Here is a 23,166-nt window from a genome sequence, read left to right on the forward strand (position 1 = left end):
GATGATCGCATGACCTTTTCCATCGTGGCCCATGATCCGCTGACCGGCGCGCTGGGCGTCGCCACCGCCACGGCCGGGCCGATGGTGGGCGCATTGGTTCCCCATGGCGCCAGCGGGTTCGGGATCATCGCCACCCAAGCCCTGACCAATCCCTATCTGGCCTATGACGCGCTGGACCTGCTGGCCGGTGGATCCGATGCACAACAGGCCATGGACAAGGCCGTTGCTGGCGACCCGTCTCCAGAACTGCGCCAGTTCATCATCGTCGACGCCGCCGGAAACACGGCTGGCTGGACCGGGCAATCCTGCCAGGGCGTTGCCGGTCACCTGCTGGGCGCGGGATTCGCCGTTGCCGGCAATCTTGTGGCCAATGACGATGTGCTGCCAGTCATGGCCGCCGCCTTCGGGAATGCCCATAAACTTGACCCGTTGTCGGTCCGATTGCTAGCCGCCATGGAGGCCGGCGCAATCGCCGGGGGCGACCGGCGCGGCGTCGGGTCCGCCGCCATCAAGGTCTTTCACCGGGAACGCTTTCCCCTGCTCGACATCAGGGTTGATTGGTCCGAAACGGCCATGGCCGATCTTCGCGATCTGCATGAAGAAGCGGTAAGCGGCGACTATGCCGAGTTTTTCGCGCTGGTGCCGCGCAGGCCGTAAGATCGCAGCGCCGCGGCAGGTCTATTCCGGTTCGTAGGGGACATCGCCGGCGAGTTCTGCCACATGGTCGATCACCGCTGCGGCCTCGAAATTGTCTTGGCTCAGCATATCCGCCACGCGCTCAAGGGCCGAAACCATCATGGTCTGCTCCCAATCCTTAAGAGCAGAGAATTGCTGGTAGAACTGGGCATGCACGCCATCTGGCGCGATGGTCAGCACCTTCCGGCCTGCCTCAGTCAGCGACAACAGCACCTGGCGGCGATCCTTCTCCCCACGGCGGCGCTGGATCATGCCAGCGCTTTCGAGCCTTTGCAGCAGGGCGGTAGTGGTGGCCTGAGTGATACCCATGCGACCGGCGACATAGCCTGCCGTCTGCTCAATCTCGCCGTCGAGAAGCTGCATGAAAATCAGTTGGGACGGTGTCAGTCCTGTTTCGCGCATGAGCTGTTTTGAGTTCAGCTCCGTGACGCGCAAAATTTTGCGCATGGCCGTCAGGGCAAGTTTGATCCGGTCTTCCACAGTACCACCCGGTGAATATCACAACATTATATCGCCCCCGACAGCCGAACCCAAGCTCGCTCAGCGGCCTTGCACTAGCATATCGTTAGTTTGTACGAAACAGTCTATGGCAATAGTCCGTGATTTTGCACTCATTCAAACATAATTTCACTCAACCGTATCGGCGGAACCCTCTAGAAACTAACAGCATTCGGAGGTTCCTTGCCATTTGGGCAGCACGCCTTGCCGCAGCGACACTGATTTTCGGGTTGAAATTTAGTTAGATATAGCTAAGTTTCGGCGTCATGATATATGGCAATTCAGCGCTGTTCGATGCTGGCGCCCTCGACAGGCACGCAACTAAGGCGCCTGTTGCGGCGATCCGCTCCCCCGAAAGCACCGACGGTGCCAAGGTGTGGTCGCTGATCCAGGCGACAGAATCGCTCGATGACAATTCGCTCTATGCGAACCTGTTGCAGTGCACGCATTTCGCGTCCACCTGCGCCCTTGCCGAGCAGGATGGGGCGGTGGTCGGCTGGGTTTCCGGGCACATTTTACCCGAAGCGCCGGATACCCTGTTCATCTGGCAGGTCTGCGTCAGCGATGCGGCGCGCGGCCAGGGGCTGGGCCGGCGGCTGATCGGCGATGTGCTGGCGCGCCCGGCATGCCGAAACGTAAAGACGCTCCAGTGCACGATCACCGAGGATAACGAGCCGTCCTGGGCACTGTTTACCTCAATCGCGCGCCGGCTCGGGGCGCAGCTTCGTCAGATCGAGCACTTCCTGCGCGACGCGCATTTCGGCGGCCGGCATGACAGCGAATACGCGGTCAGCATCGGCCCCTTCAGCCCGGACCGGATAGCGGCGCTTTCCGGCCCCTAGCGCCCCCTGCCCGAACCCATTCTTTTGACTTCCAACGTCCAGGAGACGTTTCCTATGGCCACCACGACATCGATCACCCCCCTGACCACCTTCGAGCGCGTCGAAAGCCGTGTCCGCTCCTATTCGCGCAGCTTTCCCAAGATGTTCGACAAGGCGCTGGGCGCCACCATCTATGACACACATGGCAAGGCCTATACCGACTTCCTGGCTGGGTGCTCGACGCTTAATTACGGTCACAACGACCCGGACCTGAAGGCGGCGCTGATCGACTATATCTCGGCCGATGGCATTGCCCATGGCCTCGATATGTTCACCGAGGCCAAGGAACATTTCCTCGCCACCTTCGAGCGGCTGATCCTCAAGCCGCGCGACATGAAGCATCAGGTCCAGTTTACCGGCCCGACTGGCGCCAATGCGGTGGAAGCCGCCATGAAGCTGGCGCGCAAGGTCACCGGGCGCACAAATATCATTGCCTTCACCAATGGTTTTCATGGGGTCACGCTCGGCGCCCTGGCGGCGACTGGCAATGGCAAGCATCGGGGCGGCGCTTCGATCCCGCTCGCGGGCGTCACCCGCGCCGCCTATGACGGCTATCATGGCCCGGACATCAACACGGCCGACCTGCTCGACCGCCAGCTTTCCGACCCGTCCAGCGGCGTCGACGCCCCGGCGGCGATCATTCTGGAAACCGTGCAGGGCGAAGGTGGGCTCAATGCCGCCTCCCCGGAATGGCTGCGCCAGATCCAGGCCATTGCAAGGAAGCATGGCGCTCTGTTCATCATCGATGATATCCAGGCCGGCTGCGGTCGCACCGGCGGGTTCTTCTCGTTCGACGGCATGGATCTCTCGCCCGACATCGTCACCATGGCCAAATCGCTTTCGGGCATGGGCCTGCCGCTGGCGGTGACGCTGATCAAGCCGGAGCACGACATCTGGAAGCCGGCCGAACATAACGGCACCTTCCGCGGCAATAACCACGCCTTCATCACCGCTGCTGCAGCACTGGAAAAGTTCTGGGGCGATGATCGCTTTCTCGGCGCAGTGACCGAAAAGGCCCGCTATCTGGGCGACCGGCTCAATGCCATTGCCGATGTTCATGGCCTCACCACGCGGGGGCGCGGCATGATGGTGGGGATCGATGCCGGCTCGGGTGAAAACGCAGCCGCGATCTGCAAGGCGTGCTTTGCCAAGGGCCTGATCATCGAGACCTCGGGCAGCCATGACGAAGTGGTCAAGGTGCTGGCCCCGCTCACCATATCCCTCGACCAGCTGACCGCCGGAGTGGACATCATGGAGGGCGCCTTCGAGGCGGTCCTCGGGTCCCACCGCGCAGCAGCCGAATAAGGACAACCGCAATGATCGTACGCGACCTCGATACCGCACGCCTGGGCGAGCGCCTGGTCCATTCCAACGGCTGGGACAGCACAAGACTGCTGCTGGCCGGCGACAATATGGGTTTCTCTTTCCACATCACCCGCATCCATGCGGGCACCAGCCACGAGTTCCACTACAAGCACCATTTCGAGAGCGTCTATTGCATCTCGGGTGAAGGGCAGATCGAGGAACTCGACACCGGAGTGGTGCACCAGATCCGACCCGGCGTGATGTACGCCCTTGACCTCAATGACCGGCATCGCCTCTCCGCCAGGAGCGAGATGGTGATGGCGTGCTGCTTCAACCCGCCGGTTACCGGACAGGAAGTGCACCGCGAGGACGGCTCCTACGCCCCGATTTCCGAAGACGCGTAGCCGCGTCCCCCAAATTCAAACTGAAAGGCGAAAACATGACCCAGTCAGCTTTCGACACCGCCAATCATGACGACTATCCCACGCGCCTGCCGGCCGAAAAGTGGCAGGAGCGCAAGGACCCCGTGGTCTGGGGCAATTGGAGCCCGGAAGCACCGCTGACGCGCGCGCAGACGGAAAGCTTCGAAAAGAACGGCTACCTGATCCTCAAGGACGTCTTTTCGCCGGCCGAAGTGGCCGCGCTGCAAAAGGAATCCGCCCATATGCGTTCGGGCGAGGCAACAATCGCCGAGGACAATGTCATCACCGAGCCCGGCTCGGACGAGGTGCGCACCGTGTTCCGGCTGGATGAAGAGAACGCGCTGTTCGCGCGCCTGGCCAGTGATCGTCGCATCGCCGGCGCAATCAGTTTCCTGCTCGATGACGAGGTCTATCTCCATCAGTCGCGTCTCAACTACAAGCCGGGCTTTACCGGCAAGGAATTCTACTGGCATTCCGATTTCGAGACCTGGCACGCTGAGGATGGCATGCCGCGCATGCGGGCCATCTCGGCCTCGATCCTCTTGACGGACAATGACGCCCTCAACGGCCCGCTGATGCTGATGCCGGGTACGCACAAGAAGTTTGTTGCCTGTGCCGGCGAGACACCCGAAGACAACCACAAGACTTCGCTCAAGAAGCAGGAAATCGGCGTGCCGTCCCATGATGCGCTGACCAAGATGGCCAAGGAACACGGCATTGACTATGCCTCGGGCAAGGCCGGAACCGTGGTGCTGTTCGACTGCAACACCATGCATGGCTCGAACGGCAATATCACCCCGTTCCCGCGGTCCAACGCGTTCTTCGTCTACAATGCCTGGTCCAACCGGGTGATCGCGCCCTTCGCCGCCAAGGCACCGCGCCCCGCCTTCCTCAGCTCGCGCGATCCCAAGGGTCCGATCAGCATCGAGACCGGAAAGATCGGCTGAGGCCATCGATTTGCACCGAGGCCAACCCACAAGCTCCGCTCCCCGACCAACGGGAGCGGATGGAGACCGCATGACTGACCAGACCCCGCGCCATACCGTCGAAAAGATCGGCGGCACGTCCATGGCCCGCACCAAGGAACTGCTCGACACAGTGCTGATCGGCGACCGCAAGGGCGCCGAACTCTACAACCGCATCTTCGTCGTCTCGGCCTATGCCGGGATCACCGACGACCTGCTGGAGCACAAGAAGTCCGGCAAGCCCGGCGTCTATGCGCTGTTTGCCAGTGCTGAAGGCGGCTGGGTGTGGGGCGACGCCCTCAGCGCCGTCGCCGAAAAGATGTTTGAGCACAATGCCCGCATATTTGCCGACGAGGGCGCGCGCCAGAGCGCCAACCGCTTCGCGCGAGAACGCATCGAGGGCGTGCGCTCCTGCCTAATCGACCTGTCGCGGCTGTGTTCGTTCGGACATTTCCAGCTCCAACAGCACCTGCTGACGGTGCGTGAAATGCTGGCTTCGCTGGGCGAAGCGCATTCCGCCTTCAACACCAGCCTGTTGCTGAACCAGCTTGGCGTGCGTGCCCGAATGATCGACCTGACAGGCTGGCGTGACGAAGGCCAGTACACGCTGGACGAGATCATCGAACGGGCGCTGGCCGATGTGGATCTTTCAAGCGAATTGCCCATCGTCACCGGCTACGCCCAATGTAGCGAAGCGCTGATGGGCACCTATGACCGGGGCTATAGCGAGGTGACGCTGTCGCGGCTGACCGTGGTCACGAAGGCGCGCGAAGCCATCATTCACAAGGAATTCCACCTCTCAAGCGCAGACCCGCGGCTGGTGGCACCGGACGCCGTCCGCGTCATCGGCGAAACCAATTACGACGTAGCCGACCAGCTTTCCAATATGGGGATGGAGGCCATTCACCCTCGTGCCGCCAAGAGCCTGCGGCAGGCCGGCATACCGCTCCGGGTGAAAAATGCGTTTGAACCGGAACATCCCGGAACCGTGATTCGTTCGGACCTCGATGCGCAATCGCCACAGGTCGAGATCGTGACCGGGTTGAAGAACGTCTATGCCTTCGAATTCTACGACCAGGACATGGTCGGAGTGAAGGGTTATGACGCCGAAATTCTGGAAGCGCTGAAGCGCCACAAGGTCTGGATCATCGCCAAGACCTCCAACGCCAATACCATAACGCATTATCTCAAGGGGTCGATGAAGGCGATCAAGCGGGTCGAAAGCGACCTGTCGAAAGCCTTCCCTACCGCCGAGATCGGCCTGCGCAAGGTTGCGATCGTCTCGGCCATCGGGCGCGACCTGGGGTCGACCGCCGTGCTGGTGCAGGCCATGGCCGCGCTGGCTGAGGCCGGCATTGCACCGCTGGGCGTCCACGATCTGCTGCGCAAGGTCGACCTGCAGGTGATCGTCGAACCAGACCAGTTCGAAGCCACAATCGCGGCCCTGCACAAGGGCCTGATCGAAGATTGGGCAGCAGCGCCGCAGCAAAAACTGCACGCCGCCGCCTGAACCTTAGCCGGCTGATTGGATGGGCTCCAGCCGGTTTCGTTGCCCGAAGAAGAAACAACCAGGAGAACACACATGACCACTTTCGGAAAAACCGCAGTCATGGCGCTGTCTGCCATTGCAGCTTCGGCTCTTGCCTCTACCGCTGTCAGCGCCGCAACGCTGTCTGAAATTCAGGAATCGGGCTCGATCCGCATCGCGGTCGCCAATGAGATTCCCTATGGCTATGTCGATCCTAGCGGCGAAGCCATGGGCGCAGGCCCCGATGTCGCCAAGGCAATCATGGAAGAACTGGGCGTCGAGAATATCGAGTGGGTCACCACCAATTTCTCCTCGCTGATCCCGGGTCTGCAGGCCGACCGCTTCGACATGGTCGCGGCCGAAATGGCGATCCTGCCGGATCGCTGCCAGCAGGTGCTCTTCTCCGAGCCCAATACCTCCTATGGTGAAGGCCTGCTGGTTGCCACTGGCAACCCCAAAGGCATCCATGCCTATTCAGACTTCGCGGAAAACCCCGACCTCAAGGTTGCGATCATGGCCGGCGCCGACCAGCTCGAAATGATGCAGAAGCTGGGCGTGGACGAAGCCAATCTCGTCACCATCGCCGCCAATGCCGACGCCATTTCGACGGTCTCGACCGGCCGCGCCGACGCCTATGCCGCTACCAGCCTGACAGCCAGCGGCCTGGCCGACCAGAACGATGGCGTTGAGGTTGCCGGCGACTTCACCGATCCGGTGATCGATGGCGAGGAAGTCCGCAGCTGGGGCGGCTTCACCTTTGCCTCCGGCAATGAAGAGCTGCGCGACGCCGTCAATGGCGCCCTGGCCGAATTCAAGCAGACGCCGGAATGGTCGGAAACCCTGATGGGCTATGGCTTTACCCAGTCGGACGTCGACGGTTCTGGTCAGCGCACCACTGAAGAGCTGTGCACCGCCGACTAATCCGGCGCCACAGACTGATTTGTGGGCGGGTGCTCCGGCGCCCGCCCACAGCGCGTTTCAACCAACGCACGGAAACTGACACATGCATTGGACAGAATATTTTCCGCCCCTGATGGAGGGGGCGTGGGTCACCATCCAACTGACGGCCTATTCGACCATTCTAGGCGCGGCGCTGGCCTTTGTGTTCGGCATCGGCAAACTGTCGTCCAACTGGGCCATCAAGGGTGTTTCGGTCGCCTATATCGAGGTGTTCCGCGGAACGTCCTTGCTGGTGCAGTTGTTCTGGCTCTATTTCGCCCTGCCCATTGCCGGCATGGCTATCGGCGTAGATCTGCGGCTACCGCCGGTGGTGGCGGGGGTTCTGGCGCTGGGCCTCAATATCGGGGCCTATGGCGCCGAAGTGGTGCGCGGCGCCATCCAGTCGGTCCACACGGACCAGCACGAGGCGGCGCGGGCGCTCAATTTCACGCCGCGCCAGACCCTATGGAACATCACCATTCCCCAGGCTATACCCGAGATGATGCCCTCCCTCGGCAATCTGGCGGTGCAGAACCTAAAAGATACCGCGCTGGTCTCGCTGATCAGCCTGGGAGACTTGACCTTCCGCGCCGAGCAGATCCGCAATTTCACCCAGGACAGCACCACCATCTACTCGATGCTGCTGGTCGCCTATTTCGGCATGGCGCTGGTGCTCACCGCCATCATGCGCGGACTTGAAGCCTATGTGAGCCGCTGGCGCACAGCGAGGAGCTGACCCATGCTTTTTGGATATGAATGGGACCTTTCCAGTCCCCTCGCCTTTGCCATTTCCATCCTGCCCATCCTGCTTACGGGCATGGTGGTGACCATCCAGGCGACTGTGCTCGGCTTTCTGGTAGCGCTGGTGCTGGGCCTGGTCTGGGCGGTGCTCAAGGGCGCGCCGTCGCGCTTCATCTCGTGGCCGGCGAAGGTCGTTACCGAATTTATCCGCGATACACCGCTCCTGGTGCAGCTGTTCTTTCTCTATTACGTGCTGCCCGAATACGGAATTGTTCTTCCCGCGTTCATGACGGGGGCCCTGGCCCTGGGCATCCAGTACAGCGCCTATACCTCGGAAGTGTACCGGGCTGGGCTGGAGGCCGTTGGCAGTGACCAGCGCGAGGCGGCGCGGGCGCTGAACCTCTCCTCTGCGCGCACCTTCACCCATATCGTGGTGCCGCAGGCCGTGCCGCGCATAGTACCAGCCATGGGCAATTATCTCGTCTCGATCATGAAGGACGTGCCGGTGCTCTCGGTGGTGACAGTGCTCGAAATGCTCAATGTCGCCAAGATCGTGGGCGATCGCACCTTCGATTATCTCGTGCCGCTGTCCATGGTCGGCGCGCTCTATCTCATCATGACGCTGGTGGCCTCGAGCGGCGTACGGCTGCTCGACACCTGGCTGCCTAAACAGGGGATTCCCTTGAAATGACCGACGAAAACATCATCCAGTTCGACAAGGTGATCAAACGCTTCGGCGACCTGACCGTGCTCGATAAGCTCGATTTCAATGTCAGGAAGGGCGAAAAGGTCTCGATCATCGGGCCTTCCGGCTCGGGCAAGTCGACCGTGCTGCGCATCCTGATGACGCTCGAAAACATCAATGGGGGCATGGTCACGGTTGGCGGCGAGCCGCTGTGGCACGAAAAGGCGCCCGATGGCAGCCTCAAGCCGGCCAGCGAGGCACACTTACGCAAGATGCGTGCGCAGCTCGGCATGGTGTTCCAGCAGTTCAACCTGTTCCCGCATATGAGCGTGCTGCGCAATATCACCGAAGCGCCGACCAAGGTGCTGGGCCTGAGCAAGCAGGATGCCAGGGAGCGCGGCGAGGAATTGCTGGAGCTTGTCGGCCTGGCGGATCAGGCCAGCAAATATCCGCACCAGCTCTCAGGCGGGCAGCAGCAGCGCGTCGGCATTGCGCGGGCGTTGGCCATGCGCCCCAATGTGCTGCTGTTCGACGAGCCGACCTCGGCGCTCGATCCAGAACTGGTGGGCGAGGTGCTCAATGTCATCGGCAAGCTGGCCGAGGAGCATGACCTGACCATGCTGCTGGTGACTCATGAAATGCGCTTTGCCCGCGAAATCTCGGACCGGGTCTGCTTCTTCGACCAGGGCCGCATTCGCGAGGAAGGCGCCCCCGAAGACCTGTTCACTGATCCCAATGAGGAGCGGACTCGGGAGTTCCTGAAGGCCGTGCTGGACTAGCGACCTGTTGACCACCCTTCCATTGCTGCACAAGCGCACCGGACCTAGCCGAGGGCAATATGCCCTATCCCCTTGCGGGCAATCTCGTCATGGCTTTCCTCATATCCAGCATCGGCATAGCGCATGACGCCCAGGGCCGTATCATTGGTCAGGGCGAGGGTCAGACGGTCCGCACCGGAATCGGTGCCGTCGGCCACGATGGTCACGCCCGCCGAGGTCATGTAGCCGGCGTAGCCGCCACCGCCCGAGTGCACAACCACCAGATCGGCCATGGATGAGCAGAGCAACATGGCGTCGAGAATGGGCCAGTCGGCGATGGCATCGGAGCCGTCCTTCATACGCTCGGTCATGATATTGGGATGGGCCATGGCGCCTGCGTCGAGGTGATCACGGCTGAAGGTGACCGGACCGGCCAATTCCCCCCTGCGCACCATCTCGTTGACCGCCAGGGCCAGTTCGGTGCGTTCGCCATGGCCGAGCCAGGCGATGCGCGACGGCAGGCCTTCGAATGGGACGTGACGCCGGGCCAGCTGGATCCAGTTGGTGACGATGCGATTGTCGGGAAACATCTGCAGCAAGCGGTCGTCGATCTTGCGGATATCTTCAGGATCGCCTGATTGAGCCATCCAGCGAAAGGGGCCGATGGCGCGCACAAACAATGGGCGCAAATAGGCTTCGGTGAAGATGCGGATATCGAACGCATTTTCAACTCCGCCTTCCTTGGCGTGGGTTCGGATGAGATTGCCATTATCGAAGACTTCTGCGCCTCGGCCCTGGAATTCGAGCATGGCCCGCACATGATCGACAATGGAGGCCCGGCTGGCCACCATCAGTTTCGCCGGATTTGTCTTGCGCAGTTCGCGTACCTGTTCGAGCGAATATCCCTTTGGCACATAGCCATAGACCAAGTCATGCGCTGAGGTTTGATCGGTCACGATATCGGGCGTGATCCCTCGCCGGGCAATTTCGGGATAAATATCGGCAGCATTACCGACAAGGCCGATGGAGGTCCCGCGTTTCTCGCGCCTGGCTGCCGCGATCATTTCGAGCGCGGTATCGAGATCTGGCGCAACCTCTTCAAGATAGCCGATCTCCTTGCGCTTGGCGGCGCGCTCGGGGTCGATATCGGCACAGAGGATCGCCGCGCCCGCCATGCGACCAGCCAATGGCTGGGCACCGCCCATGCCGCCCAGACCCGCTGTCAGGATAAAGCGCCCCGCCAGATCGCCGTTGAAGCGGTTTTCGGCAATGCGCATGAAGATTTCATAGGTGCCCTGGATGACACCCTGGCTGCCAATATATTGCCAGGCCCCGGCCGTCAGCCCGCCCCAGCAGATCAGACCCTTGCGCTCCAATTCGTAGAACACTTCGGCCTTGGCCCACTGCCCCACGATGTTGCAATTGGCCATGATGACCAGCGGCGCCTTGGCATGGGTTTTGACGAGGCCAATCGGTTTGCCTGACTGTATGATCAGCGTGTGATCCTCGTCCATGGTCTTGAGCGCATGGACAATGGCGTCGTGACTTGCCCAATTGCGAGCCGCCTTGCCGAGGGCGGCATAGACGACGAGATTGTCCGGATCCTCACCAACGCTGAGTACGTTTTCGAGCAGGCGCAGTAGCGCTTCCTGGCGCCAGCCGCGGGCGCGCAGTTCAGTGCCACCGGGAATGGGAAAGCGCGGGTGACGGGAATTGGGTGTCGGCATGTTCAGCCCTCCTTGGACAGGGCATAGCGGGCCAATTCGATTCCCATGGTTTTCTCGACATGAGGATAGACTGCCGGATCGAGGACGCTCGATGACAATGGAATTATGGATTTGGGGACGTGCAGCACGAAGATCGGCATGCCCTCCTCGAGCTGACCAACGCTGAGCGCCTCGCCATCACGAGAAAGCGTGGTGATCACATCAGGAAAGGTCGCCTGGCGGGCGCCATCGCGATCATCGACGGCCATATATTCGTTCATCACATGCAGCACGGCACCGTTCTCGAGTGTGACAGTCCCTACGTCGAAGGCCTCGCTCGTATAGGTCACGGCCTTTCGGGCAATCTTGCCCTCGACGAGGATCGCGCCGCCGGTGGTCTTGACGATTGCGTCGTTGATGGCGCTGCCGCCCTTGGCTTCGGCCGCGATGATGGCCTCGCCGAGCTTCAGTGCCAGCGAAATACCGCCCAGAGCTGCGTGCCGGCGGACATAGCTGGCGCGGACTGGATTGCGGCAGGACGTGATGAACCCGCCGGACATGTCTGCGGCAGTGCGGAGGATCGGGGATACCTTGGCAGTGGCGCCGCGGGTGACCAGCTCGATATAGCGGTTGTCCTCGCGGTTGCCGCCAACAGCAGTCTGGATCATCGGTTCGGGCGAGCCGGCCAAGCCGATGGAGCCCATGTCGCCCGTGGGGTGCGCCCGGATGTCGCCCACGGCGTCGACGACTTTCAATCCCAGCGCGGCTGAGGGCAGCCAGCCGTTGAGCGTGGAAGACTTGCCGTTCTGGCCGACCATCAGGCCAGCCAGTTTCTCGCCCAGCGCATCTTGCAGCAACTGTACGGCCTTGATGTAATCGACGCCGCGCATCTCCCAGGGGGTTGTCGAAGCTGGCGCGCCGATGGCGGCGGCCGTGGCCACCCAGTCATGATCGGCCAGTTCCTCCACCGAGACCAGTTCGGGCTTGCCGATAGAGACAGCTGCATGGCCGAGCATGCGGCCGTGATCTGCCCAGCCACCGCCTCCGGCCGCATAGACCGAGCCACCCTTGACGGCCGCTTCGACGTCTTTCTCGGTGAGGATGCGTCCCATTATGCTTTCTCCTGCAGTTCTTTATCGAGCCGCTGCACTGCGTCGAGCAGCACGGCGGCGCCGAGCGCGATGTCCTCGACCTTGGCGGATTCTTCTGGTGTATGGCTGCGACCCTGGACGCAGGGCACAAAGATCATAGCGGCCCTGGTGATCCGCGCCATCCAGGCGGTATCGTGCCCGGCGCCGGAGGCCATGCGGCGATGACGAGCGCCGGTGGTCTCACAGGCGGCGTCCAGCACGGCGAGGATATCGGCGTCGCAGGGCGTTGGCACATTGTCCGATATGATACGCGGCTCTGGCACGACTACGCCGGTCTGGGCAGCGATGCCCGCCACGCCTTCGCACAGTTCAGCGAGAAAATGCGTCATATCCGAGCGACGTTCGGCCCGGGCATCGATCAGCATAGTGACGCGCGATGGCACCACATTGGCGGCATTGGGTTCCATGCGGAACTCGCCGACCGTGGCCGCGAAGTGGTATTCGCCCGCCGCAAGATCGGTGGCAAAGCGCTCGACCGCCAGCGCGATCCAGGCCGCTGCGGATAGAGCGTCCTTGCGGCTGCCCATGGGTGTGGTGCCGGCATGATCAGCGCGCCCCTCGACCAGGATTTCGATGCGGGTGATCCCGGCGATGGCGGTGACGACACCGACGTCGAGTCCCCCACTTTCCAGCACCGGTCCCTGTTCGATGTGGAGTTCCAGAAACGCGGCGATGTCGCTACGTGTTCGCTGCGCGGCCGCGTTGCCGCCGACTTCGGCTATGGCATTGGCAAGCGTGAGACCAGCGCTTTCGCGGCTGAGCCATTCGTCTGGACGTGTCCCGGAGATGCCGCGACTGCCAACGCAGGACACGCCGAAAATGGAGACCTCCTCAGCGAGGAAGTCGATGATTTCGAGATCGTGGTCGAGTGCTATGCCCTGGTCTGCCAGGGCCCGCGCCACTTCGAGAGCGGCAGATATTCCGGCGATGCCGTCATAGCGGCCGCCATCCGGCACGGTATCGGAATGCGAGCCGAGCATGATCGTGCCGAGGCCCGGTTTCTGGCCCTTTCGGGAGCCGATGAGATTGCCGGCTGCATCGATGTGAGTGGTGAGACCGGCGGCCTCGAACCGGCGGGTCAGCCATTCCCGGCCCTTGAGGAACATGGGCGTGAAGGCGCGGCGGGTGTAGGGGCGGTCGGGCTCGGTAATTGCGGCGAGGGCCGCGATGTCTTCATCGATCCGCGCGGCGCTGGTGGGCAGGTTGCGGATCATGCGCGCGCCTCGGGCCGGACGAAACGACCGTTGCCCGGTTCGGCCAAAACATCCTTACCATCAAACACTTGCCGGCCGCGCAGCCAGGTCCCGGCGATTGTCCAGGGCAGTTCGATGCCGTTATAGGGGCTCCAGCCGACGACGTTATGGCCGCTGCGGGCCGCGTCATAGACCTGCGGGCGATTGACGAGAACGGTGATGTCGGCGTCCTTGCCGGGCTCCAGCGCGCCCTTGATGTGGTCGAGGCGGAAGTGGCGGGCGGGGTTTTCGGCCATCAATTTTGCCGCCCATGTCAGGGGTAAACCATGGTCCAGGAGTCCCTTGATGAACAGCGGCACCATGGCTTCGAGACCGGGGACGCCCGAGGCGTTGGCAAGCATGTCGGGATTGGTCTTGCGGTCCTCGGACCAGCTGACGTGATCGGTCGAGATCAGCGTGACATTGCCGGCCGCGACATGCTCCCAGAGTTTTTCAACTTCGGCGCGCGGGCGGATCGGGGGATTGATCTTGGCCTTGCCGCCGAGCCGGGCGACGTCGTTTTCCTCGTCGAGCGTCAGGTAGTGAATGCAGCACTCTATGCTGGCGGCATAGCCCTGCTCGCGATAGGTGCGGGCGATCTCATAGCCGCGGGCGAGCGAGCAATGGACCACATGGGCCGGGCACCCGGTCTGCGCCCCGGTCTCGTAGATCTGCAGCGAGGCCAGGAGTTCGGTCAGCGGCGGGCGGCTCAGTCCATGGGCGCGATAATCGGTGATCCCCGCGGCCTTGACCTTGGCCATGGCGGCGCGGACCATTTCATCGTCCTCGTTGTGTACGCCGGCCGTCAGACCGGTCTTGGCAACGGCGGCAAAGCACTGTTCCAGGAGAGCCGGCGGGATGCGCGGAAAGCGAATCGGATCTGTGCCGAAGGTCGAGAACTTGAATGCGGCAACGCCCGCCTGTGCCTGTTCGGCGATGCGGGCGGCTCCTTCTTCCGGATTGATGGTGCCGTAGAGTGCAAAATCGACGCGGGCCTGCGGGCTGGCATGATCGACTTTGATACGCACTGCTTGGGCCGAGCAGACCAGATTGCCTTCGTCATAGGGCATGTCGACGATGGTGGTGACACCGCCGGCCGCCGCCGAGCGGGTGGACCAGATGAAATCTTCCTGATCTTTCTGGCTAAGCGAATGGGTCTGGGCGTCGATGGCGCCAGGCAGAATCATGGCGCTACCCAAATCATGGCGATCCCTCGCCTCGGGCCCAACGCCTTCCCCGACCAAAGCGATCTTGCCGTTGCGTACGGCAACATGGCCGCGCGCGATGACGCGGTCCGGAAGGACGATGGTGCCGGTGAGGCTGAGGTCGAAGTCGGACATGTTCAAGTCTTTCCGAAGTCAGGCGTTGGCGCGCGCGCCCTGGCCGGTGCGGCGGGTCAGCGCCCGTTCAATGGCCGAGAGGCCGTCGTAAATCAGCACAGCGAGCGCGCCCACGATGAGCCCGCCCTGCAGCACGAAGGCGGTGTTGCTGGACAGAAGCCCGGCGATGATGACTTCGCCAAGCGTGCGCGCCGCAACGGTGGAGCCGATGGTAGCGGTGGCCAGGGAAATGACCGTGGAGAGGCGCACTCCGGCGAGGATGACCGGCAGGGCCAAGGGGAGCTCAATGCGGACAAGACGTTGCCTGCCGGTCATGCCCATGCCGCGTGCCGCTTCGGTCACCGTGGGCGGAAGCCCGGTGAGGCCGGTCAGGGTATTTTCGAAGATTGGCAGGAGGCCGTAGAGAAACAGGGCCACCAGCGTCGGTGCCGTGCCAAAGCCGAGCAGGGGCACGGCAAGCGCCAGCACGGCGACGGGCGGGAAGGTCTGCCCAACATTGGCGAGGCTGCGGGATAGGGGGAGAAATTCGGCGCCGAAGGGACGCGTCACCAGGATGGCGAGGCCAACGGCGACGGTGGTGGCCAGAGCTGTCGCAATCGCCACGATCATCAAGTGATTTAGTGTCAGGTCCAGGAGGCTGCCCTGATTGTAAACTACCGGCTGGTTGTTCCGGGTCAGTGGCTCGAAGACGAAGGCTAAAGTCTCCGGCCTGATGAGGAACAGCACCAGCAGGGCCAGGACGAGGAGGCGGATGACAAGCCCAATGCTCATGACGGCCTCACAGCGCACCTGGCCAGATCGGCGCGGTTGATACGGCCGACCAGTTTGCCGTTGTCCGTGACAGGCAAGGCTTCGCGCCCCGACCAGAGGCATTCGGCATAGGCCTCGCGCAGGCTGGCAGTGGCGGCAATCGGTTGGCCCGTAGCGTCGCCGGGTTCGACCAAAGAGCTCACCTTTGCCAGCGAGAGCAGCCGGAAGGGACGGTCGCCGCCGATGAGCTCAGCGACGAAATCAGTGGCCGGATTGGCGATGATCTCCTCGGGGGACGCATATTGCAGCAATTCGCCACCATCCATGACAGCGATACGGCTGCCCAGGTGAATGGCCTCTTCCATGTCATGGGTGACCAGCACCACCGTAGTGTTGAACCGTCTCTGGATGGCAAGCAGATCGTCCTGGGCCTTGGCACGGATGACCGGGTCAAGCGCGCCGAAGGGTTCGTCCATGAGGAGAATGTTGGGCTCGGCCGCCAATGCGCGCGCCACGCCGACGCGCTGCTGTTGACCACCCGATAGTTCATTGGGCATGCGGTCACGGAATTTAGCCGGGTCGAGCTGAAACAGAGAAAGCAGTTCATCGATCCGCGCCGATATCCGCGCAGTTTCCCAGCCGAGCAGATGGGGGACCGTGCCGATATTCTGTCCCACGGTGCGGTGCGGAAACAGGCCGTGGCCCTGAATGGCATAACCGATGCGACGGCGCAGTTCATAGGCAGGAACCTCGCGCGTATCCTGCCCGTCAATCAGCACCATGCCAGAGGTCGGCTCGACCAGCCGGTTGACCATGCGCATAAGCGTGGTCTTGCCCGAACCCGAGGTGCCGACGATGGCGCAGAGCTCGCCGGCGCCGATGGTCAGCGAGACCCTGTCGACCACCGTCGTCTGGCCATAGACCTTGGTCAGCTCCTGAATTTCGATCATTGGGCACGCTCCCTGGTGCTGACCATTTCGACAAAGGCATCGAGAACCACGGCAGCGGCAAAGGCCAGGGCGACGGTCGGAACGGCGCCGAGCAAGACCAAATCCATGGCGGTCTGGCCAATGCCCTGGAACACGAAGACGCCGAAGCCGCCCCCGCCGATGAGCGCGGCGATGGTGGCAAGACCGATATTCTGAACGAGCACGATGCGAATGCCGGTGAGGATCACGGGAAAGGCCAGCGGCAGTTCCACGGAAAACAGGCGCTGCCGATTGGTCATGCCCATGCCCCTTGCCGCGTCATTGGCGGCCTCGGGCACATTGACCAGGCCCACCACGGTGTTGGAAACGATGGGCAGCAGCGAATAGGCAAAGAGCGCCACCATGGCCGGGGCGATGCCGATGCCCGAGATGCCGATGGCCGAGGCGCCCGGCACATTGGCAGCGACCCAGGCCAAAGGAGCAATGAGCAACCCGAACAGCGCGATCGAGGGGATGGTCTGGACGATGTTGAGGGTATTGAGCACGGCGGCGCGCAGCGGTTTGACCCGATAGAGCAGGATGCCCAGCGGCACACCGGCAAGGATGGCGATGGCGACCGACCCGAAGGCCAGAAGCAGATGGGTGCGGGCCTCGGCCCAGAAAGCCGGCGCGCGATTGGCGAATTCCTTGAGGATCGACAGATCGTTCCAAGCGCCGCTCCAGAGCAGCGCTGCCATCGCCATCCCGACCACGGCGAGGATGCCGATGCGTTGCCATGGACCGAATTTGAGCCGCGTGAGGGCGTCGGTGACCAGCAGTGCGAAGGCAAAGGTCAATAGCCAGAACCCGGCGCCAGGTGACACCCGGGCAAAGGTGTTGTCAGGGGGTGTCAGAAACGTCGCTGACTGGCCGATAAGGACAAAGAGCGTGGCAAGCACCAGGAAGCCGATACAGAGCTTGGCGAGTGGATGGACCCGCAGAAGCATCGACCCGATGCCGATGAGGACGACGAGGCCGAGCATGACCGCCGAAGAGAGACCGAGAGCGGATGGGACCAGCAGCCCTTCGCCCAGAACGATGCGATTGGCGCGGAAGACGGCAAAGGGAAGGAAGGCCCCGGCGGCGGCGATCAGACCGATCAGCACGCCGAGCTTGTCGAAGACCGGCCATGCGATACGGCTTTGGCCCGTGGTATCGGCGGTCGTCATGCGCGCTCTCGCTTCTGGTGGCAGGCACGTCACTGGGATGGATGCCCCGGTATATCGAGGCCGTCCTTGGCTGGTGGGGTGACGGGCGCGTGGCACGCCACCCCGACAGGCACAGCCTCCGCCAGTGGCGAAGGCCTTGGGCCTAGCTCAGGAAGCCATTGGTGGTCAGAAAGTCGGTGGCCACTGTGGAGGCGGCTTCGCCGCCGACCTGCACCCGGCCGTTGAGCTCCTGCAGCGTTTCAAGGCTGAGCGCCTCGAACACGGGCTTCAGCAATTCCTCGATCTGCGGGTATTCGTTGAGCACTTCCTCACGGATGATCGGCGCGGGCTGATAGACCGGCTGCACACCCTGGTCGTCTTCCAGCACTTTCAGGCCCGAGGGCGCAATACCGCCATCAGTGCCATAGACCATGGCCGCGTTGGCGCCGTTGGTGCCCTGAGCAGCAGCCGCAATGGTGGCCGCGGTGTCACCACCCGACAGGGTGATCAGTTGATCGGGCGAGAGTGTGAAGCCATAGACTTCCTGGAACTTGGGCAAGGCGGCCGGTGAGTTCACAAACTCGGCGGACGCCGCAAGCACCACTTCGCCACCGCCGGCAACATATTCACCGAACTGGGTGAAGGTATCGAGGCCATTGGCGTCGGCCACGTCCTGGCGAACTGCCACGGCCCAGGTGTTGTTGGCGGGCGATGGGGCCAACCAGACGATTTTGTTGGCGTCGTAGTCGAGCTTCTTGGCTTCCTCATAGGCCGACTGGGCATTGTTCCAGAGCGGATCATCGGCGCGTTCGAAGAAGAAGGCAGCATTGCCGGTATATTCGGGATAGATATCGATCTCACCCGCAGTGATGGCCTCGCGCACGATCGGCGTACCGCCGAGCTGGATGCGGTCTTCCACCGGGATATCGTTGGCCTCGAGCACCTGCTTGATGATGTTGCCGAGCACGCCGCCTTCGGTGTCGATCTTGGAAGAAACGACCACCTGTGCCTGCGCGGCGGTCATGGTCAGCGTGAGCGCGGCGGCCGCACCCAGAAGCGTTTTCGTTAGGCGCATGACTCTCTCCTTTATGAGCCGGAAATCCCGACTGTCCCTATTCTATATGCACTGTCAGTTCGTGACAGGGGTCGTTCCATCCCCGGTCTGCGGGCCGAGCGCAAAATACTCGTCCAACTCCATAATGACGGAATGCGAAATCAGTTCGTCCACGAAACCGTCAGATGACAAAGCGGCCTCGACAGCCTCGACTTCGGACGAGAGCGGGCGATCCTCAGAATAGAATTCGGCATGGCGGCGCACCAGCCCATAGACCATGCCCGGAACATTGCCCGGACGATCGCCTGAAATGTCCATGGCCTGGGCCGCGAGCAGGCCTTCCAGCGCTGCAAGGCGCCGCAAGGCGCCGATCTGACGCTCGAAGCGCTCGACCACCAGCGGCAGGAAGGCCGCCTCATCCTCGAGGCCATTGGCGACCACCAGGGATTGGGCGGAAATAGAGTTGGAAAGCGAGAGGCAGCGCACGTAAAGCTCGCCGGCCAGCTTGATGATCGGACCAAAGCCCGTAGCGATGGCGCCGGGCGCCACCAGATTGACCGGCAAGTTGCGGCGGCCGCCATTGCCCAGGAGCACGCAACGGTTGAAGGAGTTGCGCGCAACGTGTGCCAGGGCCAGTTGGGCCGTCTGCAGAAAGACCGTGACATCGAGTGGCAATGAGCCGCCCGAGGTGAGAACCTGGCCACCGGCGACGACCGGATTGTCGTCGGTGCGCCCGGTCGCGGCGAGCACGGTGCGGCCGGCCACGACAAGACTTTCGAAGGCGGTGGCAAACACCTGGCTCATCATGCGGATGGAGAGCGGATCCTGCACATGCGTGCCGGTCGGCCAGTGCCAGCCCATGGCGTTGAAGTAGAGCCAGGCGCCGATGCCGGCCTCGCGCTCGGTGCCGACATGGGCGACGGCCTTCCATGGGTCGCGAGAGGCGCCAAGGGCCCCCGCTGTCGTCAATCCCGTAGCCAGCATGACACGCACAGTGCTCGCGGCCTGCCGGATGGCGCGCATGGCTGCCGCGTAGCCCACGGCGTTGGTCGACACCGAGGCGAGACTGTCGCGCGGCGCAAGTTTGACCGGGGCAAGCCCTGCGCGGGACAGGGCTTCGGCGGCTGGCAAGCGCTCTCCGGCATAATATGCTTCCCCAACGCCGGTCAGCACGGCGCCGATCTGACCCATCAGCCCGATATCGGCGCAGCCAATGGAGCCAGTACGCCGCACGACCGGAATAACATCGGCTTCCAGCAGGCGCTGATAGGTCTCGACCAGTTCCGGCGTACAGCCGACACGGCCCGTCAGAGCCATATTGATGCGGATCGCCAAGGCGTTGCGGATAACGTCCAGCGGGAAAGCGCTGCCGGTGCCAAAATGGTGGGCGCGGACCAGCCCGGTACTGAATGCTTCCAGATCGGCGTCCGACCAGGAGATATCCTTCATGGCCCCGACCCCAGTGGTGGCGCCGTAGACTGGCTGGCCCGAATTGATCGTGTCTTCCATGACCTCGCGGGCGTCCTGCACCCGTTCCAAGGCCGCCGCATCGGCAATAATGGTCGCCTGACGCGCACCGATGCGTACGAAATCGGCAAAGCTCAGCGGTTTGCCCAGCAGTCGGATTGAGGCTGTCGGTATGGTTGTCGTTGCTGCGGTCACGTCTTCCAATTCCCCTGCTTCCGGGACGCTATTGAATAATCTGAGGTCACGGGATATCCCAAAAGCTGAACAGGCTATGTTTTGTTTGTGGGCACTCAGGCGCCGTGCTCAACAATGAGGCGGGACCCCTCCATGGACACCGCGACACTGCTGATCGTCGATGCAATCCTGCGGGAGCGCAGCCTGCGCGGCGCCGCCCGCATTTCCGGCCGGCCGGTATCCAGCATATCTGCTGCGCTTGACCGCTTCGAGAACGCCGTTTCCGCCACGCTTTGCCAGCGGGCGGGAACGGGACTGGTTTTTTCCCTGGAGGCCGGCCGCATGGCGCCCGCGCTGTCGAAAGCCGCCCTCTTGGCCCGGGCCCTTTTTGCCGAGCAGAGCGATCCTTTCGCATCCGCAGTCCAACTGCAAGCGCTGGAGCGGTTTGTTGAAGTGGCAGAGCGTGGCAGCATCCGCCAGGCGGCTCGGGCATTGCGACTGGGACAGCCCCAATTGTCGCGGCAATTGGCCCATCTGGAAGGGGCGCTGGGACGGCGATTGCTGGCGCGCGGAACGGGCGGCTCGGCATTGAGCGCGGACGGCGACATCGTGCGCGGTCATGTGATTGCCTTGCTGCACCTGTGGGGCCGCATTTCGCGCACTTCCGAGGACCGGTTTCGCCGGACACAGGCGACGGTCCGCCTCGGGTCGATCATGCCCCTGGGCTATGAAAGCGAAATTGCCCGCCAGCTTGCCAAGTTGACCGCCAACTGGATCTCCATGCACCCCAGGCAGCCGCTTTTCGTCAGTTCGACGACTGCAGAGGAACTGCTGCGGGGCCTCAAGAATGGCAGTTTCGATCTTGTCCTGCTCGATACCGAGCGGCCGCCCGAGGATCTCGAGGGCACGCTAATCGTCACCTCCGCACTGGCCATCGTGGGCGCAAGAGGAACCGACATCGCCGCGGCTTTGCGCGAGCGGGCCATTGCCGTGCCCAGTCCGCGCAGCGGCCTGCGCCTGTGCATCGACCACCTGCTTGAAACAACTTTTGACGAGCGGGCGCGGGATCAGCTGAACCTTCTTGAGATCGATTCCATTCCGGTTATTCTCAACCTCGTACTGCATTATGACTTCGTCTCGGTGCTGCCGCTGGCATCGGTCGCGAGCATTGGACCGGAACTGAACTGCATCCCGCTGCCCGCGGGTTTCAACATGCAGTATTGGCTTTGCTGGCTGAAATCATCCGCGGGCGCGGCAGCGGGCGCGGCGGTGCTGGAAGCCCTAAAGCGGGCAAGTCTTGCCGGGAACTAGCCGCAGCGGCGGCGCGAAATAGCGACGTTCAAACCAAGGGACCAGCACCATGCATCGAAAATTCGACGCCATCATCATCGGAGCAGGACAGGCTGGCCCCCCACTCGCGGGGCGCCTTACAGACGTCGGGATGACAGTCGCCCTCGTGGAGCGGGGGCCCGTCGGAGGCACGTGCGTCAACACCGGATGCACGCCGACCAAGGCGATGGTGGCCAGCGCCAAGATCGCCCATTCCGTCGCTCATGCGGCCGAACATGGCGTTCACATTCCATCGGCGGCAAAAATCGACTTCCCGGCCATTCTCGAGCGAGCTCTGGGCATCAGCGCCAAATCGCGCACGGGGCTTGAGGATTGGCTTGGCTCGATGGATGGCCTCACCCTGTTGCGCGGGCAGGCCCGGTTCGTCGATGCGGAAACCATCCGAGTTGGCGAGGATACAATCGGTGCGGACAGGGTATTCCTCAATGTCGGCGCTCGGGCCAATAATCCGGACCTGCCCGGTCTTGATCAGATCGACGCGCTTACCAGCGCCGACATGTTCAGCCTCCGCGCGCTTCCCGAGCATCTGGTCATCGTGGGCGGAAGCTATATCGGCCTAGAATTTGCGCAAATGTTTCGCCGGTTTGGGTCGCGGGTTACGGTGATCGAGAAAAGCGGACACCTCGCCAGTCGCGAAGATAATGATGTCTCGGATGCCATCCGCGATATCCTCGAGGCGGAGGATATCGATGTGCGCACCAATGCCGAATGTATTCGCTTTTCCCGGTCGGGCGACGGGCGGCCAGCGGTGAGTGTCTCGTGCAAGGAGGGGGCGCCGGAGATTGTCGGCTCCCATGTCCTACTAGCCCTGGGCCGAAGACCCAATACGGATGAACTGGGTCTGGAAGCGGCCGGCGTGGCGTGTGGCGAGCGCGGCTATGTGAGCGTCAATGACCAGCTTGAAACCAATGTGCCTGGAATCTGGGCCTTGGGCGATTGCAATGGGCACGGCGCGTTCACCCATACATCCTACAACGACTATGAGATTGTCGCAGCCAATCTACTGGATGGGGGCGATCGCAAGGTCTCGGATCGCATCTCGACCTATGGTCTGTTCATCGACCCCCCGCTTGGCCGGGCGGGCTTGTCCGAGGCCGAGGCGATCGAGAAGGGGCACAAGGTTCTTGTGGGCAAGCGGCCGATGACCAGAGTGAGCCGCGCCGTGGAGAAGGGCGAAACACAGGGCCTCATGAAGATCGTGGTGGACGCCGAAAGCCGCGCCATTCTCGGAGGCGCGATTCTCGGGCCGGGTGGCGACGAGGCCATCCATGCCATCGTCGACATGATGCATCTTGGGGCAAATGCGGATGACCTGACGCGCGTGATGCATATCCATCCCACCGTGTCGGAGCTGCTTCCGACAATCGCAGGAGAGCTTGAGACGCATCCATCATAGTTCGAAAGACCC

General features: G+C 62.6%; 22 protein-coding genes. 12 read left to right on the forward strand and 10 right to left on the reverse strand.

The window, feature by feature from the left end; translation table 11 throughout:
- Window positions 1-9: 9 nt before the first annotated feature.
- A complete protein-coding gene (locus ACXYMS_RS07335) occupies window positions 10-657 on the forward strand; it encodes a DUF1028 domain-containing protein (protein ID WP_458905047.1) in 648 nt (215 codons plus the stop codon).
- 21 nt (window positions 658-678) lie between these two features.
- Here ACXYMS_RS07335 and ACXYMS_RS07340 read toward each other — a convergent pair whose 3' ends face one another.
- Window positions 679-1,098: a MarR family winged helix-turn-helix transcriptional regulator gene (locus ACXYMS_RS07340; RefSeq protein WP_458905048.1), complete on the reverse strand. Its 420-nt coding sequence runs from the start codon at window positions 1,096-1,098 to the stop codon at window positions 679-681.
- Between the two features lie 362 nt (window positions 1,099-1,460).
- Between ACXYMS_RS07340 and ectA the strand changes: the two genes are divergently transcribed.
- From ectA to ehuA, 9 genes are all read left to right on the forward strand, one after another.
- Window positions 1,461-2,036 (forward strand): diaminobutyrate acetyltransferase, encoded by a 576-nt coding sequence (gene ectA / locus ACXYMS_RS07345; protein ID WP_458905049.1) that lies wholly within the window; start codon window positions 1,461-1,463, stop codon window positions 2,034-2,036.
- Window positions 2,037-2,090: 54 nt separating this feature from the next.
- Complete coding sequence (gene ectB, locus ACXYMS_RS07350) at window positions 2,091-3,380, forward strand: diaminobutyrate--2-oxoglutarate transaminase (protein ID WP_458905051.1); 1,290 nt, start codon at window positions 2,091-2,093, stop codon at window positions 3,378-3,380.
- 11 nt (window positions 3,381-3,391) lie between these two features.
- Complete coding sequence (locus tag ACXYMS_RS07355) at window positions 3,392-3,784, forward strand: ectoine synthase (RefSeq protein WP_458905053.1); 393 nt, start codon at window positions 3,392-3,394, stop codon at window positions 3,782-3,784.
- A gap of 35 nt (window positions 3,785-3,819) precedes the next feature.
- A complete protein-coding gene (gene thpD, locus ACXYMS_RS07360; protein WP_458905054.1) occupies window positions 3,820-4,749 on the forward strand; it encodes an ectoine hydroxylase in 930 nt (309 codons plus the stop codon).
- A 70-nt stretch (window positions 4,750-4,819) separates the two neighbouring features.
- On the forward strand, window positions 4,820-6,277 hold the full coding sequence (locus tag ACXYMS_RS07365; protein ID WP_458905056.1) for an aspartate kinase: 1,458 nt from the start codon (window positions 4,820-4,822) through the stop codon (window positions 6,275-6,277).
- Window positions 6,278-6,349: 72 nt separating this feature from the next.
- Complete coding sequence (gene ehuB / locus ACXYMS_RS07370; protein ID WP_458905057.1) at window positions 6,350-7,216, forward strand: ectoine/hydroxyectoine ABC transporter substrate-binding protein EhuB; 867 nt, start codon at window positions 6,350-6,352, stop codon at window positions 7,214-7,216.
- Between the two features lie 82 nt (window positions 7,217-7,298).
- A complete protein-coding gene (ehuC, locus tag ACXYMS_RS07375; protein ID WP_458905059.1) occupies window positions 7,299-7,970 on the forward strand; it encodes an ectoine/hydroxyectoine ABC transporter permease subunit EhuC in 672 nt (223 codons plus the stop codon).
- A 3-nt stretch (window positions 7,971-7,973) separates the two neighbouring features.
- Window positions 7,974-8,666 (forward strand): ectoine/hydroxyectoine ABC transporter permease subunit EhuD, encoded by a 693-nt coding sequence (gene ehuD / locus ACXYMS_RS07380; RefSeq protein WP_458905060.1) that lies wholly within the window; start codon window positions 7,974-7,976, stop codon window positions 8,664-8,666.
- On the forward strand, window positions 8,663-9,439 hold the full coding sequence (gene ehuA, locus ACXYMS_RS07385) for an ectoine/hydroxyectoine ABC transporter ATP-binding protein EhuA (RefSeq protein ID WP_458905062.1): 777 nt from the start codon (window positions 8,663-8,665) through the stop codon (window positions 9,437-9,439). The genes ehuD and ehuA overlap by 4 nt, the downstream gene beginning before the upstream one ends.
- Before the next feature lie 44 nt (window positions 9,440-9,483).
- On the opposite strand, the gene ACXYMS_RS07390 is transcribed toward ehuA, so the two are convergent.
- The 9 genes from ACXYMS_RS07390 to ACXYMS_RS07430 all read right to left on the reverse strand — a co-directional run bounded on the left by ACXYMS_RS07390 (window position 9,484) and on the right by ACXYMS_RS07430 (window position 20,429).
- Window positions 9,484-11,145 carry a urocanate hydratase gene (locus ACXYMS_RS07390; protein WP_458905064.1) on the reverse strand — a complete coding sequence of 554 codons (1,662 nt, stop codon included), beginning with the start codon at window positions 11,143-11,145 and terminating at the stop codon, window positions 9,484-9,486.
- A 2-nt stretch (window positions 11,146-11,147) separates the two neighbouring features.
- The gene (locus ACXYMS_RS07395) at window positions 11,148-12,236 is read right to left on the reverse strand and encodes a DUF917 domain-containing protein (protein WP_458905066.1); all 1,089 of its coding nucleotides are present in this window, start codon (window positions 12,234-12,236) and stop codon (window positions 11,148-11,150) included.
- Window positions 12,236-13,489 carry a Zn-dependent hydrolase gene (locus ACXYMS_RS07400; RefSeq protein WP_458905068.1) on the reverse strand — a complete coding sequence of 418 codons (1,254 nt, stop codon included), beginning with the start codon at window positions 13,487-13,489 and terminating at the stop codon, window positions 12,236-12,238. Before ACXYMS_RS07400 ends, ACXYMS_RS07395 begins: the two co-directional genes overlap by 1 nt.
- Complete coding sequence (locus ACXYMS_RS07405) at window positions 13,486-14,847, reverse strand: dihydroorotase (RefSeq protein ID WP_458905069.1); 1,362 nt, start codon at window positions 14,845-14,847, stop codon at window positions 13,486-13,488. Before ACXYMS_RS07405 ends, ACXYMS_RS07400 begins: the two co-directional genes overlap by 4 nt.
- A gap of 18 nt (window positions 14,848-14,865) precedes the next feature.
- The gene (locus ACXYMS_RS07410; RefSeq protein ID WP_458905071.1) at window positions 14,866-15,618 is read right to left on the reverse strand and encodes an ABC transporter permease; all 753 of its coding nucleotides are present in this window, start codon (window positions 15,616-15,618) and stop codon (window positions 14,866-14,868) included.
- On the reverse strand, window positions 15,615-16,547 hold the full coding sequence (locus ACXYMS_RS07415) for an ABC transporter ATP-binding protein (protein ID WP_458905073.1): 933 nt from the start codon (window positions 16,545-16,547) through the stop codon (window positions 15,615-15,617). The genes ACXYMS_RS07410 and ACXYMS_RS07415 overlap by 4 nt, the downstream gene beginning before the upstream one ends.
- Complete coding sequence (locus tag ACXYMS_RS07420; RefSeq protein ID WP_458905075.1) at window positions 16,544-17,734, reverse strand: ABC transporter permease; 1,191 nt, start codon at window positions 17,732-17,734, stop codon at window positions 16,544-16,546. The genes ACXYMS_RS07415 and ACXYMS_RS07420 overlap by 4 nt, the downstream gene beginning before the upstream one ends.
- 142 nt (window positions 17,735-17,876) lie before the next feature.
- On the reverse strand, window positions 17,877-18,788 hold the full coding sequence (gene osmF, locus ACXYMS_RS07425; RefSeq protein WP_458905077.1) for a glycine betaine ABC transporter substrate-binding protein OsmF: 912 nt from the start codon (window positions 18,786-18,788) through the stop codon (window positions 17,877-17,879).
- 54 nt (window positions 18,789-18,842) lie between these two features.
- A complete protein-coding gene (locus ACXYMS_RS07430; protein ID WP_458905079.1) occupies window positions 18,843-20,429 on the reverse strand; it encodes an aromatic amino acid ammonia-lyase in 1,587 nt (528 codons plus the stop codon).
- A 132-nt stretch (window positions 20,430-20,561) separates the two neighbouring features.
- On the opposite strand from ACXYMS_RS07430, the gene ACXYMS_RS07435 reads away from it, so the two are divergent.
- On the forward strand, window positions 20,562-21,719 hold the full coding sequence (locus tag ACXYMS_RS07435; RefSeq protein WP_458905081.1) for a LysR family transcriptional regulator: 1,158 nt from the start codon (window positions 20,562-20,564) through the stop codon (window positions 21,717-21,719).
- Window positions 21,720-21,768: 49 nt separating this feature from the next.
- Entirely contained in the window at window positions 21,769-23,154 is a 1,386-nt protein-coding gene (locus ACXYMS_RS07440; RefSeq protein WP_458905083.1) for an FAD-containing oxidoreductase, read from the forward strand.
- Window positions 23,155-23,166: the final 12 nt, after the last annotated feature.

This window comes from Devosia sp. CAU 1758, from assembly GCF_054482695.1.